Raw genomic sequence first — 17,937 nt, 5'->3', positions numbered from 1 at the left:
GTTTGCGCCCGGACGGCGCCCGCGGGCGTCCGCCTAGGCGCGCGCGGCGCACCAGGCGCAGGCGCTCGGCGCCGCGGCGATGCCGCCGAGGGCGCTCTCGCGCAGCTCGAAGGGCAGCGCGCGCCCCACGGCATCCATCGCGGCCACCGTCTCGTCGAAGCCCACGAGGTTGCCCACGCCCGCAAGCGCGATCTGCGCGCTCACGAGCGCCGTGGCCGCGGCGGTGGCGTTGCGCTTCTGGCAGGGCACCTCCACGAGGCCGCCCACCGGGTCGCACACCAGCCCCATGAGCGATGAGAGCGCGTTCGCGGCCGCATCGAGCGCCTGCGCCGGCGTGCCGCCCGCCATCTCCACGGCGGCCGCGGCGGCCATCGCGGCCGCCGAGCCTATCTCGGCCTGGCAGCCGCCCTCGGCGCCCGACACCGTGGCGTTGCGGGCTATGAGGTACCCCACGGCGCCGGCGGCCAGCAGGCCGCGGCACAGCGTGGCGGCATCCAGGCCGCGCTCCTGCTCCAGGGCCAGCAGCACGCCCGGCACGACGCCGGCCGAGCCGGCAGTGGGGGCGGCCACGATGCGGCCCATGGACGCGTTCGTCTCCAGCACGGCCAGCGCGTGCTCCATGGCCGCTCCCGTCAGGGCGTCTACTGCCGCGAAGCCCCGCTCGCGCGCCCGCCGCACGTCGCGCGCCTCGCCGCCGATGAGGCCGCCCATGGAGGGCGCGGGCTCGCGCAGCGGCTCCGTGGCCGAGGCCCGCATGACGGCGAGCGCCCGGTCGGCGTAGGGCAGGGCGTCGCACGTGCGCCCGTCGAGCGCGGCGAGCGCCTGCTCGCGGGCCAAAAACGCGCCGGCCAGGCCCGTGCCCTGCTCGGCGCAGCGGTCGAGCAGCTCGGCGCCCGAGGCGAAGTCGCAGGCGGCGAAGCGCTCCTCGGCCTGCTCGGCGGCCCCGGCCGTGCCGCCCGCCGCTCCCGCGCGCGCATCGGTGCCGCCCGCCGGCTGTCCGGCCGGCCCGTCGGCAGGCACGATGCGCACGTCGCGCACGGCGAGGTGGCGCTCGATGGCGGCCTTCGCCTCGGCGGGCACCGGGCCGTCCAGCTCCATGACCGTGAACGCATCGGACCCGCGCCGCGTGCGGTACATGCGCGTGGTGGCGATGTTCACCGCGCAGTCCGAGAAGCAGCCCGCGATGTGCGCGAGCACCCCCGTCTCGTCGCGCTGGCGCACGACCACGCTCGTGTGCTCGCCGGTGACGTTGACGTCGATGCCGTCGATGCGCGTGACGACGGCCGCCCCGCCGCCCACGCTCACGCCCCGCACCTCCAGCACGCCGCCTTCCGCGTCCACGATGCGCGCGTCCACCGTGTTCGGGTGCTCCACGCCCGCCTCGCGGTCGCAGGCGAACGAGAAGGCCAGCCCGGCCGCGTGCGCGCGCTCGAACGAGTCGCGCACGCCCAGGTCGTCGGGCGCGAGGCCCAGAAGGCCCGCCACGAGCGCCTTGTCGGTGCCGTGGCCCGACTGCGTGTGCGCGAACGAGCCGTACAGCGTGAACTCCGCGCGCGCCGGCGCCGCCGCCAGCAGGCTGCGCGCCATGCGCGCGATGCGCAGCGCGCCCGCCGTGTGGGAGCTGGAGGGCCCCACCATGATGGGGCCGACGATGTCGGCGAATCCGAGCGTTTCCATGCGCGTCCTTTCGACTGTCCTCCTGGCGCTCCTGCGCCGGCGGCGGGGCAGGGCGGGCTCCGGTTGCCCGGCCTTCATCGGCGGGGCGCCTGTTTCGCTGCCATGGTAGCGCATACCGCGCGGGCGCGCCCCGCCGACCGCTCATTTCGTGAGATTCCACGACGAAACGATGGCGGAACCGCAGCGCCCGCCCTTCCGTCGCTATACTGTTTCCCATCAAAGCCGCGGGCATGCCCGCGCGGCCCTATTCCGATATGAAAACGGCAGACGAAGGCGCCCCGCCCGGGGCGCCGTGCGGCGAAGGAGCGAGCATGGCCACAGCGGCACCCATCATCGTGGTGGGCCACAAGAACCCTGACAACGATTCCATCTGCGCTGCGGTGGGCTACGCCTACCTGAAGAACGAGCTGGCGCGCCGGGAGGCGCGCGACGGGGAGGCGCCGGCCGTGTACGTGCCGGCGCGCCTGGGGCCGCTGCCCCCCGAGAGCAGCTGGATCCTGAAGGAGAACGGCCTGCCGCTGCCCGAGGTCGTGGGCCATGTCCACGCGCGCGTGTCCGACGTCATGACGCCCGATCCCATCTCCATCGCCCACGACGCCACGCTGCTCGCGGCGGGCCGCCTGCTGCGCCAGCACAACGTGCGCGCGCTCGTGGTGACGAACGACGACGGCACCTACCGGGGCCTCATCACCACGCGCATGATAGCCGAGCGCTACATCGCGGCCACCGACGTGCTGGAGGAGGGCGGCGCGAACGAGATGGCCGTGGCGGGCGACCTCATCGCGTCGCTGGGGCAGAAGGTCAGCGACATCACCGAGACCGACGTGCTGGAGCTGGACAAGGACGGCCTGCTGAAGGAGGCCGTCGAGGACCTCATGGCCAGCGCCCTGCGCGAGGCCGTGGTGCTGGACGACGACGGGTTCGCCATCGGCATCGTCACGCGCTCCGACGTGGCGGTGCACCCGCGGCGCAAGGTGGTGCTCGTGGACCACAACGAGACGCGCCAGGCCGCCAACGGCATCGAGGAGGCCGAGGTCGTGGAGATCGTCGACCACCACCGCATCGCCGACGTCATGACGGCCAACCCCATCAAGTTCCTGAACCTCCCCGTGGGCTCCACCGCCACCATCGTGGCCATGGAGTTCCGCCGCCACTGCGTGGAGATGCCTCCCGCCATAGCCAGCGTGCTCCTGTCGGCCGTCATGACCGACACGGTCATCCTGAAGTCGCCCACCGCCACCTACGTCGACCACGAGATCGTGGACTTCCTGGCGGACGTGGCCGGCGTCGACCCCACCGCGTTCGGCCTGGCCGTGTTCAGGTGCCGCGGCGGCGAGGACAACATGCCCGTCGCGAAGCTCGTGGGCGCCGATTCCAAGGAGTTCCAGCTGGGCGACTCCACCGTGCTCATCGCGCAGCACGAGACGGTGGACCTGCCGGCCGTCATGAAGCGCGAGGACGAGATACGCGCCTACATGCGCCGTTTGAGGGAAGACCGCGGCTACGAGTTCGTGCTGCTCATGGTCACGGACATCCTGGCCGAGGGCAGCCAGTTTTTGTGCGAGGGCAACCTGCGCACCGTGAACCGCGTGTTCAACATCGACTGCTCCGCCGAGGGCGGCACCTGGATGCCGGGCGTCTTGAGCCGCAAGAAGCAGGTGGCCGCGAAGATCCTGGGGGCGTGACGGGCGGCCGGCGGCCCCGCAGCTGCCGGGACCTGCCGCCGCGAACGCCGTGCCCCTCGCGCGCCGCGCGAGCACGATGAGCCGAAACCATCGAGGAAGAGAGAAGAAAGCCCATGAACCCCACCCGCCTGCTCGACCTGTTCTGCGAGATCGTCCGCATCGAGAGCCCCTCGCGCCGCGAGGCCGCCATGGCTGCACGCTGCGCCGACGAGCTGCGGGGACTGGGCTTCTCCGTGCGCTTCGACGACTCGGCCGCGCAGACGGGGGCGGACACGGGCAACCTCGTGGCGCACCTGCCGGGAACGGCGCCGGGGCACGTGGTGCTGTCGGCCCATATGGACACGGTGCAGCCCTGCGCGGGCATCGAGCCGGTGGTGGAGGACGGCGTGGTGCGCTCGGCCGGCGACACCATCCTCTCGGCCGACGACAAGGCCGGCATCGCGGCCATCCTTGAGGGCGTGCGCTCGGTGGTGGAGGGGGGCGCGCCGCGCCCCGACGTCACGGTGCTCCTCACCACCTGCGAGGAGCAGCACCTGCTGGGCTCCGGCGCGCTCGCGCCGGACGCGCTGCCCGCGGGCGCGCCGTGCTACGTGCTGGACGCCGACGGCGCGCCCGGCACCGTCATCACGGGCGCGCCCTGCCACTGGACGCTGGAGGCCGCGTTCGTCGGCCGCGCATCGCACGCGGGCGTGGTGCCCGAGGCGGGCGTCTCGGCCATCCAAATGGCCGCGGCGTCCATCGAGGCCATGCCGCTCGGGCGCCTCGACGAGGCCACCACGGCGAACATCGGCGTGATAGCCGGCGGGCGCGAGACGAACGTCGTGCCCGAGGCGTGCACGCTGCGCGGCGAGTGCCGCTCGCTCTACCCCGACCGTGCCGAGGTGCAGAAGGCCGCCATGACGGTCGCCCTCGAGCAGGCTGCCGCGCGCTTCGGCGGCTCGGTGGACATCGACTGGACGTTCAGCTACGGCGCCGTGCTCTACGACGAGGACGACGCCCTCGTGCAGACGGCCGCCCGTGCGGCGCGCGCCGCCGGGCTGGAGCCTTGCTTCCGCCACGACGGCGGCGGCTCCGACGCGAACGTCCTGGCGGCCCGCGGCGTGCGCGCCGTGACGCTCGGCGTGGGCATGGCGGCCTTCCACTCGCCGGAGGAGCATATCTCCGTGGCCGACCTCGAGGGCACCGCCCGCCTCGTGGAGGCGCTGGTGAGGGAAGGCGTCGCGTAGCGGCGCCGGCGGGGCGCCCTCCCGGCGCATGGCCGGCAGCCTTGTCTGTGCTATACTATATAGCAGCAAGCAGCCCGACCGCAGAGGAGGCGCCATGGCCGCCGTGCAGATGAACGTGCGCATCGACGAGGAGACGAAGGCTCGCGGCGACGAGGTGTTCGCCCGATGGGGGCTCACGCCCTCGCAGGTGGTGCGCGCCGTGTGGGAGTACGCCGAGGAGAAGGGCGAGCCGCCCGCGTTCATGCGCCCCGCGCGCGGCGCCGAGCACGACGCCGAGGTGCAGCGCCGCCTGGCCCTCGTGCGCGAGGGGGCCGCCATCTGGCGGAACTTCTTCCTCGACAACGGCCTGCCCGTGCCGGCGCCGCGCAAGATCACGTGCGAGGACCTGCGCGAGGACGAGTACTTCGGCAAGCCGAAGAGGGAGCTCGACGACGACGAGGTCCACGAGGCCTACTACGACGATCTGCGCTACGAGGCGTACCTCGAGAAGGCGTCCGAGAGGGGTCTGCCATGAGCCTGCCGCTGAAGCTGCTCGTCGATACGAACGTGTGGATCGATTATTTCCTCGAGCGCAGGCCCGAAGCGCATGAAGCGGCGATGGGGTTCATGGCGGAGGCGACGGCAGCCGATGCCGTGCTGCACACCTCGTCGGCAACGATGCCCGATCTTTTCTTCCTCCTCTGCCAGGAGACGAAGCGGTATCTGCGGGAGCACGGCAAGCCCGTTGACGAGCTCTTTGCCGCGGCGGTGCGCGAATCAGCGTGGTCGAGCGTGCGCAACGTCATGGAGCTCTCGATGATCGTGCCCGTGGGGCAGAACGAGGCCCTGCGCGCCATGACCTACCGCGACCTCCACGACGACTTCGAGGACGACCTGCTGCTGGCCGCCGCCGCGCGCGTCGATGCCGACTACGTGGTCACGTCGGACCGGGCGCTGCTGCGCCATGCGCCCGTGGCCTGCCTCGACCCGGCCGACATGCGCGCGCTCCTGCGCGTGCGCGCCGCGGCGGCCGACGACGCGGAATAAATTCGAGATTACGTGGAGCCTTTCGCCTATCGAACGGCGCCCGATGCCTTTCATCAGGCGAAACGCAGGTGGGAGATATAGACACTCCCGGGTGCGTGGCGTTTGACAAGCTGCGGGGGCGATGATAAAGTTCTCGTTCGCGTCCCACGTGGGCGTATGTTTTCCTGTGCGAATCAGCTGAGCGCACAGGGAGGCACCGCAGAAGCGATTCCCTATCTATATAAAGGTAATCGGAACAAGCAAGAGGTAAAAGGAGAGAAGCTTTGCCTACTATCAACCAGCTGGTCCGCAAGGGCCGCAAAAAGACGGTCGACAAGAGCAAGACACCGGCCCTGAAGGGCAACCCGCAGAAGCGCGGCGTGTGCACCCGCGTGTTCACAACCACGCCGAAGAAGCCGAACTCGGCTCTCCGCAAGGTCTGCCGCGTGCGCCTCGTCAACGGCATGGAAGTGACGGCCTACATCCCGGGCGTCGGCCACAACCTGCAGGAGCACTCCATGGTGCTTTTGCGCGGCGGCCGCGTGAAGGACCTCCCCGGTGTCCGCTACAAGGTCATCCGTGCTGCGCTCGACTGCGCCGCCGTGGACAACCGCAAGCAGGCCCGCAGCCGTTACGGCGCCAAGCGCCCCAAGTAAGCAACCGATAAGACGCGCGGGCCGCTAAGGCCGCTTCCGCCCAAAGGGGGCGTGGGGCGGCGGCCTAATGGGCGGGACGAAGAGCCGCCCGGAAGCGCGCAGGAACCAGAAGGAGAAATACATGCCGCGTCGTGCAGCAGCAGTCCGTCGTGAAGTTCAGCCGGACGCACAGTACAACAACCGTTTGGTCACGCAGCTGATCAACAAGGTCCTCCTCGATGGCAAGAAGGCCACCGCCGAGGGCATCGTCTACGGTGCGTTCGCCATCGTGGAGCAGAAGACCGGCGGCGACCCGCTGGCCGTGTTCAAGAAGGCCATGGACAACGTCCGCCCGACCCTCGAGGTCAAGCCCAAGCGCGTCGGCGGCGCCACCTACCAGGTGCCGATGGAGGTCAACTCCCGCCGTTCGACGACGCTCGCCATCCGCTGGATCGTGGACTTCTCGCGCAAGCGCAAGGAGCACACGATGAAGGAGCGCCTCGCCGCCGAGATCATGGACGCCGCCGAGAACACCGGCGCGTCGGTGAAGAAGCGCGAGGACCTGTACAAGATGGCCGAGTCCAACCGTGCGTTCTCGCACTACCGCTTCTAAGGGGGACCCAGTCTATGGCTAAAATGTCTCTACAAGACACGCGCAACATCGGCATCATGGCCCACATCGACGCGGGCAAGACGACGACGACCGAGCGCATCCTCTACTACACGGGCAAGACCCACAAGATCGGCGAGGTGCACGACGGCGCCGCGACGATGGACTGGATGGTGCAGGAGCAGGAGCGCGGCGTGACCATCACGGCCGCCGCCACCACGTGCTTCTGGAAATACCCCGGCGGTGCCGACAACGGCAAGGAGTACCGCTTCCAGATCATCGACACGCCCGGCCACGTTGACTTCACGGCCGAGGTCGAGCGCTCCCTGCGCGTGCTCGACGGCGCCGTCGCGGTGTTCGACGCCGTGGCCGGCGTGCAGCCGCAGTCCGAGACCGTGTGGCGCCAGGCCAGCAAGTACGGCGTGCCCCGCATCGCCTACATCAACAAGTACGACCGCGTGGGCGCCGACTTCTTCAACGCCATCCAGACCATGAAGGACCGCCTGGGCGCGCCGGCCGTGGCCGCGCAGGTTCCCATGGGCGCCGAGGACAACTTCTGGGGCGTCATCGACCTCGTGACGATGACGGCCTGGGACTTCAAGGCCGACGACAAGGGCATGACCTACCCCGAGCCCATGGACGCCATCCCGGCCGAGTTCGCCGAGGAGGCCGAGCTGCGCCGCCAGGAGCTGCTGGAGGCCGCCGCCGACTGCGACGACGACCTCATGGAGAAGGTGCTCATGGAGGAGGAGGTCACGGTCGAGGAGCTGAAGGCCGCCCTGCGCAAGGGCACCATCGCCTGCCAGATCCACCCTGTGTTCGTGGGCTCGTCCTACAAGAACAAGGGCGTGCAGGAGCTGCTCGACGCCGTGGTGGACTACATGCCCTCCCCGGTTGACATCCCGGCCATCAAGGGCACGAACCCCGACACGGGTGCCGAGGACGAGCGTCCCTCCGACGTGAAGGCCCCGTTCTCCGCGCTCGCCTTCAAGATCATGACCGACCCGTTCGTGGGCAAGCTCACCTACCTGCGCGTGTACTCGGGCAGCCTGGATTCCGGCTCCTACATCATGAACGCGTCGAAGGACAAGAAGGAGCGCATCGGCCGCCTTCTGCAGATGCACTCGAACCAGCGCGTCGACATCGATGCCTGCCAGGCGGGCGACATCGTGGCCGTGGTGGGCCTGAAGGACGTGTCCACGGGCGACACGCTCTGCGACGAGAAGCACCCCATCATCCTGGAGTCCATGGAGTTCGCCGACCCGGTCATCGACATCGCCGTCGAGCCGAAGACGAAGGCCGAGCAGGACAAGATGGGCGTGGCGCTGCAGAAGCTCGCCGAGGAGGACCCGACGTTCCGCGTGTCCACGAACCACGAGACCGGCCAGACCATCATCGCCGGCATGGGCGAGCTGCACCTCGAGATCATCATCGACCGCCTGCTGCGCGAGTTCAAGGTCGAGGCCAACGTGGGCAAGCCCCAGGTTGCCTACCGCGAGCGCCCCGGCAAGGAGGTCATGAACGCCGAGGGCAAGTTCGTGCGCCAGACCGGCGGTCGCGGCCAGTACGGCCATGCGGTCATCAACATGTACCCGCAGGAGGCCGGCGAAGGCTACCTGTTCGAGAACAAGATCGTGGGCGGCGTGGTGCCGAAGGAGTACATCCCCTCCATCGACAAGGGCATCCAGGAGGCGCTGAACTCCGGCGTGCTCGCGGGCTACCCGGTCGAGGACGTGCGCGTGGAACTCGTCGACGGCTCGTACCACGACGTCGACTCCTCCGAGGCGGCGTTCAAGGTGGCGGGTTCCATGGCCATCAAGGAAGCGCTCCGCAAGTCCAGCCCCGTCATCCTCGAGCCGGTCATGGCCGTGGAGATCGAGACGCCGGAGGAGTACACGGGCTTCGTCATGGGCGACATCCCCTCCCGCCGCGGTATGATCCAGGGCCAGGAGAAGCGCGGCAACGCCATCGTGGTCAGCGCGAAGGTGCCGCTGGGCAACATGTTCGGCTACGCCACCGACCTGCGCAGCGGCACGCAGGGCCGGGCTGTGTACACCATGCAGTTCGACTCCTACGAGCCGGTGCCCAAGAGCGTGGCGGAGGAAATTATCAGCAAGGCCGGCGGGAACGCGTAAGCGCGCGCGACCTGAAGCATAACGGAGGTAAGTAAGTGGCTAATCAGAAGATTCGCATCCGCTTGAAGGGGTACGACCATGAGATCGTGGACCAGTCCACGAAGCTCATCGTCGATACCGCGCAGAAGACGGGTGCCAAGGTGTCCGGTCCCATCCCGCTGCCGACGGAGCGCAACCTGTACTGCGTCGTCAAGGGCCCGCACGTCGACAAGGATTCGCGCGAGCAGTTCGAGATGCGCACGCACAAGCGCCTCATCGACATCCTGGAGCCCACCCCGAACACGGTGGATTCCCTGATGCGTCTCGATCTCCCCGCCGGTGTCGACATCGAAATCAAGCTGTAAAGGGGGTCAGGCGATAATGATCAACGCAATCTACGGTAAGAAGATCGGCATGACCCAGATCTTCGGCGAGGACGACCGCGTCGTCCCGGTGACGGTCATCCAGGCCGAGCCCAACAAGGTCTGCCAGGTGAAGACGAAGGCCACCGACGGCTACGAGGCCGTGCAGATGGGCTTCGGCGCCATCAAGGAGAAGAAGGTCAACAAGCCCATGAAGGGCCACTTCGAGAAGCAGGGCGCGGCTCCCGTGCGCTACCTGCGCGAGGTGCGCGTGGAGAATGCCGGCGAGTACAACGTGGGCGACGAGCAGACGGTCGCCGCGTTCGTCGAGACGAAGAAGGTCGACGTGACCGGCACGTCCAAGGGCAAGGGCTTCGCCGGCGTCATGAAGCGCTACGGCTTCCGCGGCGGCCCGGGCGGCCACGGCGCGCACTTCCACCGCGCTCCCGGCTCGGTGGGCCAGTGCGCCACGCCGTCCCGCGTGTTCAAGGGGCTCAAGCTCCCGGGTCACATGGGCTGCGACACCGTGACGGTGAAGAACCTCGAGGTCGTGCGCGTCGACGAGGACCAGAACCTCATCCTCGTGAAGGGCGCCGTCCCCGGCGGCAAGAATGGCATCGTTCGCGTCCGCATGGCGTAAACGTGGATCGAAAGTAATAAGGAGTTTAAATGACCACGATTGAGATCAAAGACGCGAGCGGGAAGAAGGCCGGTTCCGCCGACCTCGCCGCTACCGTTTTCGGCATCGAGCCGAACATGACCGTCATGCACACGGTCGTTCGCTCGCAGCGCGCGGCCTGGCGCCAGGGCACGAGCAACACGCTCACCCGCGGCCAGGTGCGCGGCGGCGGCAAGAAGCCGTGGCGCCAGAAGGGCACCGGCCGTGCCCGCCAGGGCACCATCCGCGCCCCCCAGTGGGCCGGCGGCGGCACCGTGTTCGGCCCGCATCCGCGCAGCTACGCGTTCCGCGTGAACAACAAGGAGGTCAAGCTGGCGATGCGCTCCGCGCTCTCCGCCAAGCTGGCCGACGGCGAGCTGGTGGTGGTGAAGGACTTCGAGTTCGAGAAGCCCTCCACGAAGGCCGCCGTGGCCGCGATGAAGGCGCTCGGCCTCGAGGGTCGCGTGGCGCTCGTCATCGCCGACGACGCGGTGAACACGTACCTGTCGTTCCGCAACATCCCGAAGGTGAACATCATCCCGGTGTCCGACATCAACACCTACGAGCTCATCGACAACAAGAAGCTCGTGGTGACGGCCGACGCCCTCAAGTACATCGAGGAGGTGCTCGCATAATGAAGGATCCCCGCGAGGTTATCATCCGCCCCATCATCACGGAGCATAGCTACGACATGATGGAGAAGAACACGTACACGTTCGAGGTGGCGAAGGACTCCAACAAGGTGGAGATCGCCCAGGCCGTCGAGGCCATCTTCAACGTGAAGGTCGTGAAGGTGAACACGCTGAACGTGAAGCCGAAGCCCAAGCGCGTCCGCTACCAGCTGGGCCAGACCCGCACCTGGAAGAAGGCCATGGTCACGCTGAAGGAAGGCGACACGATCGAGCTGTTCGCCAGCTAGGCTATCGAGCCGTCCGAAGCTTTGGAGCGCCCCGCATCTGCGGGGCGCTTTTCGTGTTGGGGGAGGGCCGGGGCGCATGGCGAGTTTGTATGCTCGCGTGCGCGGACGGGATGGTTGGTGTATGGTGGGGCAAACGCAGCTGCGAGGGTGAAGAGAGGGATCGATTTGGCATTCGTGGAGTTCCGCGACGTGCGCAAGGTGTACACGATGGGCGAGGTGGAGGTCGCGGCCGTCGACGGGATGACGTTCGACATCGAGCGCGGCGAGCTCGTGGTGGTGGTGGGGCCCTCGGGCGCCGGCAAGACCACGCTCCTGAACATGCTGGGCGGCATGGACGGGTGCTCGTCGGGCACCATCATGCTGGACGGGCGCGAAATCAGCGCGTTCAACAGCAAGGAGCTCACCTACTACCGCCGCTACGACATAGGCTTCGTGTTCCAGTTCTACAACCTCGTGCAGAACCTCACGGCGTTGGAGAACGTGGAGCTGGCGAGCCAGATCTGCAAGGACCCGCTCGATGCGGCCGAGGTGCTTGCCCAGGTGGGGCTGGGGCATCGGCTGGACAACTTCCCCGCCCAGCTCTCCGGCGGCGAGCAGCAGCGCGTGGCCATCGCCCGCGCGCTGGCGAAGAACCCGAAGCTGCTTCTGTGCGACGAGCCCACCGGTGCGCTGGACTACCATACCGGCAAGGCCATCCTGCGGCTGTTGCAGGACACGTGCTACGACACCGGCAAGACCGTCGTGCTCATCACGCACAACTCGGCGTTCACGGCCATAGCCGACCGCGTCATCCACATCCGCGAGGGGCGCGTGGCGGGCGTCGAGATCAACGAGGCCCCGCTGTCGGCCGACGTCCTGGAGTGGTAGGGGAGCGGGCTTGAGGGGCGCATTCAACAAGGACGTCCTCCGTTCCGTCACGCACTCGCTCGGGCGCTTCCTGGCCATCGCCGGCATCGTGGCGTTGGGCACGGGATTCTACGCGGGGCTGCGCATGACGGCCCCCGACATGAAGCTCGCGGCCGACCAGTTCTACGACGGCACGAACCTCATGGACATCCGCGTGGTGTCGACGCTCGGCCTCACCGACGACGACCTGGCCGCCCTGCGCGGCGTGGAGGGCGTCGCGCAGGTCATGGGTGCCTACGAGACGGACGTCATGGCCACGGTGAACGACGAGCAGTACGCTATCCGCGTGCACTCGCTGCCCGCCGCCGCTGCGGAAAGCGATACGGGCGACGGCGTGAACGCGGTCTCCGGCGCCGCCGACTACCTGAACCGGCCCGTTCTTGTGGAGGGCTCGTGGCCGGTGCGCGAGGGCGAGTGCGTGCTGTCGGCCGACAAGGTGATGAACACGCCCACGAAGATCGGCGACACGGTGCAGATCACCGAGGGCTCGCAGGACGTGGACGACGTGCTGGCCACGCGCACGTACCAGGTGGTGGGCTACGTGCACTCCTCGTACTACGTGTCGTCCACGTCCATGGGCACCACCTCGCTCGGGTCGGGCTCGGTGCAGCAGTTCATGTACGTGCCGGAATCGGATTTCTCGAAGGATCTGCCCTACACGGAGGCCTTCGTCACGGTGGCGGGGGCGGCGGGCGAGTTCTCGGGAAGCGACGCCTACTTCGAGCGCGTGCACGAGGTAGAGGACCGCATAGAGACCCTCGCCCCCGCGCGCGAGCAGGCCCGCGCGGACGGGCTGCGCGCCAACGCCCAGAAGGAGCTCGACGAGAAGCGCGCCGACTACGAGCGCGAGCGGGCCGATGCCGAGCAGCAGCTCAACGACGCGCAGCGCCAGCTGGACGAGGCGGCTGCGGCCATCGCCGAGAACAAGCAGAAGCTCGCCGACGCGCAGGCCGCCTACGATAGCGGCGTGGCCGAGCTGGCGAGCCAGCGCGCGAGCGCCGAGGCGCAGCTTGCGGAGGCCGAACGGCAGCTCGCCGACGGCCGCGCCCAGACCGACGCCGCCCGCCCCGCCATCGAGCAGGGGCAGGCCCAGCTGGCCGACGCCTGGGCGCAGTGGCAGCAGGGAGCCGACGCGCTGGCGGCGGGGTGGGGCGAGTGGCAGGGCCGGCAGGACGCCCTGTCGGCGAAGGCGGCCGAGTGGCAGCAGAACATGGCGCTTTGGCAGGCGGCGTGGGATGCGAACGAGGCCCACCCCGAAAATCCCGATTACGCCGAGAACAGGGCGAGGCTGGAAGCCCAGAAGCAGGTTCTCGATGCGGGCAAGGACGAGATCGACCGAGGGCAGGCGGCTCTCGACGAAGCTCGCGGCGAGCTCGAGGCGCAGCAGCAGGCGGTCAATGCGGCGCGTGGGGAGCTCGACGCCCAGCAGGCCGCGTTCGACGCCCAGAAGGCGCAGTTCGACGCCGCCGTCGCGCAGGTCGAGCAGGGCACCGCCGACCTGGCGTCCGCGCGCTTGCAGGCCGACGCGCAGATCGCGGCGGCGCAGCAGCAGCTCGACGAGGCGGCGGCGCAGATAGCGAGCGGGCGCTCGCAGCTCGAGCAGGGCAGGGCCGACTACGAGGGCGGTCTGGCCGAGTACGAGCGCCAGAAGGCCGACGCCGACGCGCAGTTCGCCGATGCCGAGCGTCAGATTGCCGACGCGCAGCAGAAGATCGACGACTTGGAGAACCCGTCGTGGCTCGTCATGGACCGCGACCAGAACTACGGCGTGGCGAGCTTCGAGTCCGACGCGAACCGCGTGGACTCCATCGCGCAGGTGTTCCCGTTCATCTTCTTCCTCGTGGCGGCTCTCGTGGCGCTCACCACCATGACGCGCATGGTGGAGGAGGAGCGCGTGCTCATCGGCACGTTCAAGGCGCTCGGGTACAGCCGCGCGCGCATCGCCTCGAAGTACCTGCTGTACGCCGCCGTGGCCAGCGTGACGGGAAGCGTGCTGGGCATCGCGGTGCTCTCGCAGGTGCTGCCCGCCGTGATCTCCGAGGCCTACGCCATCATCTACTTCGTGCCGAGGGGGCCGCTGCCCATCGATCTTGGGCTCGCGGGGTTGGCGGCCGGTCTCGGCGTGGGCGTGACGCTCGTCGCCACCTGGGCGGCCGCGTTCGCCACGCTGCGCGAGCGGCCGGCCACGCTCATGCTGCCGCGCGCGCCGAAAGCCGGCAAGCGCATCCTGCTCGAGCGCATCGCCCCGCTATGGCGGCGGCTGTCGTTCTCGTGGAAGGTCACGTTCCGCAACCTGTTCCGCTACAAGAAGCGGTTCGTGATGACGGTCATCGGCATCGCCGGCTGCACGGCGCTCTTGCTCACGGGCCTGGGCCTGCAGGACGCCATCAACGACATCATCGACAAGCAGTACGGCGAGATCGTGCACTACAACGCCGTCGTGACCACGGAGGACGACCTGCCGGCCGCGTCGCAGCAGGAGCTGGACGACCTGCTGGGCGCAGGCGGCGCCGTGGAGTCCTCCACGCGCGTGCAGAGCGCGAGCATGGTGGCCAGCGGGCCGGACAAGGCCGACGTTCATGCGTCCGTGGTGGTGCCCGAGGACCCGGGCGGCCTTGCCGACTTCCTCACCGTGCGCACGCGCGTGGGGCATGAGCCACTGTCCATCGGCGATGACGGCGTGGTGCTGGCCGAGAAGCTGGCGAACGAGCTGGGAGTGGGCGTGGGCGACACGGTGCGCCTGGCCGAGCAGGACGAGATGGGCAACGCCACGGACAAGACGTTCGACCTCACGGTCACGGGCGTCATGGAGAACTACATCTACAACTACGTGTTCATCGGCCCGGGCGAGTACGCGCGCATGGAGGGCGGCCAGCCGGCATTCTCCACGTACTACGCCGTGACGAGCTCCGACGCCGGGGAGCGCGCGCAGTTCAACGATGCGGTGCGCGCCATCGATGGGGTGAAGACCGTGGCCTACAACGACGAGGTGATCGACGCGTACAAGTCCATGCTCAAGAGCGTGGGGCTCATCGTGATCGTGCTCGTGGTGGCTGCGGCGGCGCTCGCGTTCATCGTGCTGTACAACCTCACGAACATCAACATCACCGAGCGGCAGCGCGAGATAGCCACGCTCAAGGTGCTGGGCTTCACGCCGCGCGAGGTGAGCGCCTACATCTACCGCGAGACCATGCTGTTGTCGGTCATCGGGTGCGCGGTCGGGCTCGTGCTCGGCGTTTTCATGGAGGGCTTCGTGGTGGTGACGGCGGAAGTGGACCAGGTGATGTTCGGCCGCACCATCCATGCGGCGAGCTTCGTGATAGCGTTTCTGCTCACCATGCTGTTCACCGTGCTGGTGATGCTGGCCATGAGGCGCAAGCTCGCGCGGGTCGACATGGTGGAGAGCCTGAAGTCCAACGAGTAATCCTTCCTGGAGCGCCTTGGGGCGGCGCTTGCTGCTCGGGCAGTCCTGGCTCGCACGAACGCCCCGCTGGGGCGTTCGGCTCGTGCGGAACTCGCATCAAGCGCCGCCCCGAGGCGCTCTCCGCAAGCGCGACCCGCTTGACGTTCGGCAGGTGAGAGGGGGGCGACCTGCGCGGGGGTGCTTGCTGCGGGGCTCATTCTTGGAAACTTCTTCCGCAAAACTACTTTGGGAGCAAAACCGCAGGTCGTGGAAATGAATCAGACCATAGGTATTACGGCTTTTCAACTATTTAAGCGCTTATAGGGGATGCTCGGCCCCGGTACTGAACGCTAGAGTAGTCTGCGAGAGGTCGAGTTCGCTTCGAGGATCGGCCCGGCGCAAGCCCCCCTGCACGCTCCGGGCCGATCCTCGAAGACCACGCAAGCCCGAGCAGGGCCCGGGGTTTCGCGACGGACCGATCGGACCATAAAAGAGAAAGGATCTCCTCATGTGCTTCAGACCAGCAGCGGTTGACCTGAACGGCCCCATCAAGTGCCCCAAGTGCGGCGCGGAAGTGGACCCCAGCCTGGACGCGTGCCCGAGCTGCGGCGCCAAGGCGACGAAGGCCCCCGGCATGCCCGGCGCCCCGGGTGCTCCCGGCGTGCCCGGCGCTCCCGGCGCCCCGAAGGCTCCCGGTGCCCCGGGCGCCCCGAAGCCCCCTGCCGCCCCCGGCACCCCCGGCAAGTAGCTATCCCCTTTCGCCGACCTCCTCTTCAACGGCGAACGCAGACCCCCGGCCTCTCTCTGCCGGGGGTCTTGTCGTATCGGGCGCCGTGGAAGCGGGGGCGTGCGGAGGGAAGGGGTGCGGCGGCAGCGTGGTTGCAGGGACGCGGGACGGAGCCGGATGGGGTCTTCCAAGAGGGCCTATGGCGTGCGTTTCCCCGCGTGCGGCCGGGAATCTGGTACGTCTGGTATGAGGCCGGGGCGCAAAATAGGCCCCTTGGTATAATGCACTTGGAGCGGCCTTTCCGTATAGTACGGGGCGTGCTGCACGGTATGCGCCGCGCGGGCGCGGAGGTTGAACCCCCTGAATAGACCTCCCGCGCCTCGTTCGCCCTTCTTGGGCTTCGCGGAACGCATGCCGTGCAGTCTCTTTTTCCCGGAGGGCAGCCGGTTGGACATCGCCTTATATTTGCGGGCATCTCGTCGCGGTGGGCGACGATGTGCGTTACAATTGCAAGCTAGCAAGGTATTGGAGGGGAACGTCCGTGCACGGTTTCTGCACGTATCGCATTGCGGTCGGCACGCCGTTTCCGCCTCCACCCGGCGCCCTGTGCCGCAGTGCTCGTAAGAAGGAGACGGAACCAAGATGAAAGTCACGCAGAAGAAACTCGACGACGGCCGCCTGCTGATCGACGCCGTTGCCTCGACGGCCGAGGTGAGCAACGCGCTCAACAACGCGCACCTCGCGTTCGCCCAGCAGATGGGCATGCGCCCCGAGAAGGACAAGACGGTGGCCCAGGCGGCCGAGGAGCGCATGGGCATCAAGGACTTGGACTCGGTCGTCATGAACCAGGCGGTCGAGGCCCTCGTGCCGTTCGCCATCGACAAGGTCGGCGTCATCCCCGCGTTCCCGCCGCAGCCCGAGCCCAAGACGGCGCTCAAGCGCGGCCAGACGTTCCAGTTCGGCCTGCACCTCACGCCGAAGCCGGACTACGAACTGACGTCCTACGAGCCGGTCTCCATCACCATCCAGGAGGTGTCGATCGACGAGCGCCAGGTGGACGAGCAGATCAACCAGGTTGCCGAGCGCTACGCCGAGTTCGTGGCCGACGACCCGCACCCCGTGCGCAAGGGCGACAGCTGCCTTTTGGCCATGGAGTCCTACGAGAACGGCGAGAAGCTGCCCGGCCTGACCACCGACGCGCGCACGTACTCCGCCGGCGCCGGCCTCATGCCCGACGGCTTCGACGAGAACATCATCGGCATGGACGTGGGCGAGACGAAGACCTTCACGTTCGAGGGCCCCGGCATCGACGACGAGGGCAACGAGATCGTCGAGACCATCGAGTGCACCGTCACGGTCAAGGAGATCCAGAAGAAGGTCGCCCCCGTCATCGACGACGCCTGGGTGGCGAAGTTCATGCCCATGTACAAGGACGTGGCCGCCATGCGCGACGACATCCGCCGCGGCCTGAACCGCCAGCTGTCGGGCGAGTACGAGAACTACAAGCGCAACATGGCCGCCGGCGAGCTGGCGAAGCGCTTCAAGGGCAGCATCGCCGACGAGGTGTACGAGTCCATGTCCCGCAACCTCATGAACAACATGCGCGCCGAGGTGGAGCAGCAGAACATGACGTGGGACCAGTTCGTCGAGCAGCAGGGCGGCGAGCAGCAGTTCAACATGATGATGATGATGCAGACGCGCCAGATGCTCGTGCAGGGCTACGCGCTGGACGCCCTGTTCCGCCACGAGGGCCTGGTGGTGAGCGACGAGGACGTGCAGGAGGCCTGCGCTGCCATGAACCCGCAGAACCCCCAGGGCGTGCGTCGCCAGATGGAGGAGTCGGGCCGCGGCTTCGCGCTGCGCGAGGCGGCCGAGCGCATCAAGGCGAACAAGTGGCTCCTCGAGCACGCGGACATCACCGTGAAGGACCCGAACGAGACCCCCGCGGCCGAGTAGCGGCAGGGCAGCATCGTTTATGAGGGAGGAACCGGCTCTTGGGCCGGTTCCTTT

The 17,937-nt window shown here is 68.3% G+C and carries 16 protein-coding genes; 15 read left to right on the top strand and 1 reads right to left on the bottom strand.

Annotation, left to right across the window (positions count from 1 at the left end):
* Positions 1 to 33: 33 nt before the first annotated feature.
* The gene (sdaAA, locus tag C1877_RS07525; RefSeq protein ID WP_114568849.1) at positions 34 to 1,677 is read right to left on the bottom strand and encodes an L-serine ammonia-lyase, iron-sulfur-dependent, subunit alpha; all 1,644 of its coding nucleotides are present in this window, start codon (positions 1,675 to 1,677) and stop codon (positions 34 to 36) included.
* 311 nt (positions 1,678 to 1,988) lie between these two features.
* Between sdaAA and C1877_RS07520 the strand changes: the two genes are divergently transcribed.
* From C1877_RS07520 to tig, 15 genes are all read left to right on the top strand, one after another.
* Entirely contained in the window at positions 1,989 to 3,362 is a 1,374-nt protein-coding gene (locus tag C1877_RS07520; protein WP_041239794.1) for a putative manganese-dependent inorganic diphosphatase, read from the top strand.
* Between the two features lie 113 nt (positions 3,363 to 3,475).
* On the top strand, positions 3,476 to 4,588 hold the full coding sequence (locus tag C1877_RS07515) for a M20/M25/M40 family metallo-hydrolase (protein WP_114568848.1): 1,113 nt from the start codon (positions 3,476 to 3,478) through the stop codon (positions 4,586 to 4,588).
* A 94-nt stretch (positions 4,589 to 4,682) separates the two neighbouring features.
* A complete protein-coding gene (locus C1877_RS15485) occupies positions 4,683 to 5,102 on the top strand; it encodes a type II toxin-antitoxin system RelB/DinJ family antitoxin (RefSeq protein ID WP_114568847.1) in 420 nt (139 codons plus the stop codon).
* Complete coding sequence (locus tag C1877_RS07505; protein ID WP_114568846.1) at positions 5,099 to 5,614, top strand: type II toxin-antitoxin system VapC family toxin; 516 nt, start codon at positions 5,099 to 5,101, stop codon at positions 5,612 to 5,614. The genes C1877_RS15485 and C1877_RS07505 overlap by 4 nt, the downstream gene beginning before the upstream one ends.
* A gap of 263 nt (positions 5,615 to 5,877) precedes the next feature.
* Positions 5,878 to 6,249: a 30S ribosomal protein S12 gene (gene rpsL / locus C1877_RS07500; protein WP_041239796.1), complete on the top strand. Its 372-nt coding sequence runs from the start codon at positions 5,878 to 5,880 to the stop codon at positions 6,247 to 6,249.
* Positions 6,250 to 6,370: 121 nt separating this feature from the next.
* Positions 6,371 to 6,841, top strand: a complete 471-nt coding sequence (gene rpsG / locus C1877_RS07495) for a 30S ribosomal protein S7 (RefSeq protein WP_041240690.1) — start codon at positions 6,371 to 6,373, stop codon at positions 6,839 to 6,841.
* 14 nt (positions 6,842 to 6,855) lie between these two features.
* The gene (fusA, locus tag C1877_RS07490) at positions 6,856 to 8,973 is read left to right on the top strand and encodes an elongation factor G (protein ID WP_041239797.1); all 2,118 of its coding nucleotides are present in this window, start codon (positions 6,856 to 6,858) and stop codon (positions 8,971 to 8,973) included.
* 35 nt (positions 8,974 to 9,008) lie between these two features.
* The gene (gene rpsJ / locus C1877_RS07485) at positions 9,009 to 9,317 is read left to right on the top strand and encodes a 30S ribosomal protein S10 (RefSeq protein WP_009304899.1); all 309 of its coding nucleotides are present in this window, start codon (positions 9,009 to 9,011) and stop codon (positions 9,315 to 9,317) included.
* 16 nt (positions 9,318 to 9,333) lie between these two features.
* On the top strand, positions 9,334 to 9,954 hold the full coding sequence (gene rplC, locus C1877_RS07480) for a 50S ribosomal protein L3 (protein WP_114568845.1): 621 nt from the start codon (positions 9,334 to 9,336) through the stop codon (positions 9,952 to 9,954).
* 29 nt (positions 9,955 to 9,983) lie between these two features.
* Positions 9,984 to 10,607, top strand: a complete 624-nt coding sequence (rplD, locus tag C1877_RS07475) for a 50S ribosomal protein L4 (RefSeq protein ID WP_087190458.1) — start codon at positions 9,984 to 9,986, stop codon at positions 10,605 to 10,607.
* Positions 10,607 to 10,891 (top strand): 50S ribosomal protein L23, encoded by a 285-nt coding sequence (rplW, locus tag C1877_RS07470; protein ID WP_015540478.1) that lies wholly within the window; start codon positions 10,607 to 10,609, stop codon positions 10,889 to 10,891. The genes rplD and rplW overlap by 1 nt, the downstream gene beginning before the upstream one ends.
* A gap of 165 nt (positions 10,892 to 11,056) precedes the next feature.
* On the top strand, positions 11,057 to 11,758 hold the full coding sequence (locus tag C1877_RS07465) for an ABC transporter ATP-binding protein (RefSeq protein WP_041239800.1): 702 nt from the start codon (positions 11,057 to 11,059) through the stop codon (positions 11,756 to 11,758).
* A 10-nt stretch (positions 11,759 to 11,768) separates the two neighbouring features.
* Positions 11,769 to 15,221, top strand: coding sequence for an ABC transporter permease (locus tag C1877_RS07460; protein WP_114568844.1), 3,453 nt, complete (start codon positions 11,769 to 11,771; stop codon positions 15,219 to 15,221).
* Positions 15,222 to 15,708: 487 nt separating this feature from the next.
* Positions 15,709 to 15,948, top strand: coding sequence for a hypothetical protein (locus tag C1877_RS15480; RefSeq protein WP_123674354.1), 240 nt, complete (start codon positions 15,709 to 15,711; stop codon positions 15,946 to 15,948).
* 621 nt (positions 15,949 to 16,569) lie between these two features.
* Complete coding sequence (tig, locus tag C1877_RS07450) at positions 16,570 to 17,883, top strand: trigger factor (RefSeq protein ID WP_015540479.1); 1,314 nt, start codon at positions 16,570 to 16,572, stop codon at positions 17,881 to 17,883.
* Positions 17,884 to 17,937 lie beyond the last annotated feature (54 nt).

The sequence above is a fragment of the Gordonibacter pamelaeae genome (assembly GCF_003340385.1).
Lineage (GTDB): Bacteria > Actinomycetota > Coriobacteriia > Coriobacteriales > Eggerthellaceae > Gordonibacter > Gordonibacter pamelaeae.
This window is presented reverse-complemented; position numbering and strand designations above follow the sequence as displayed.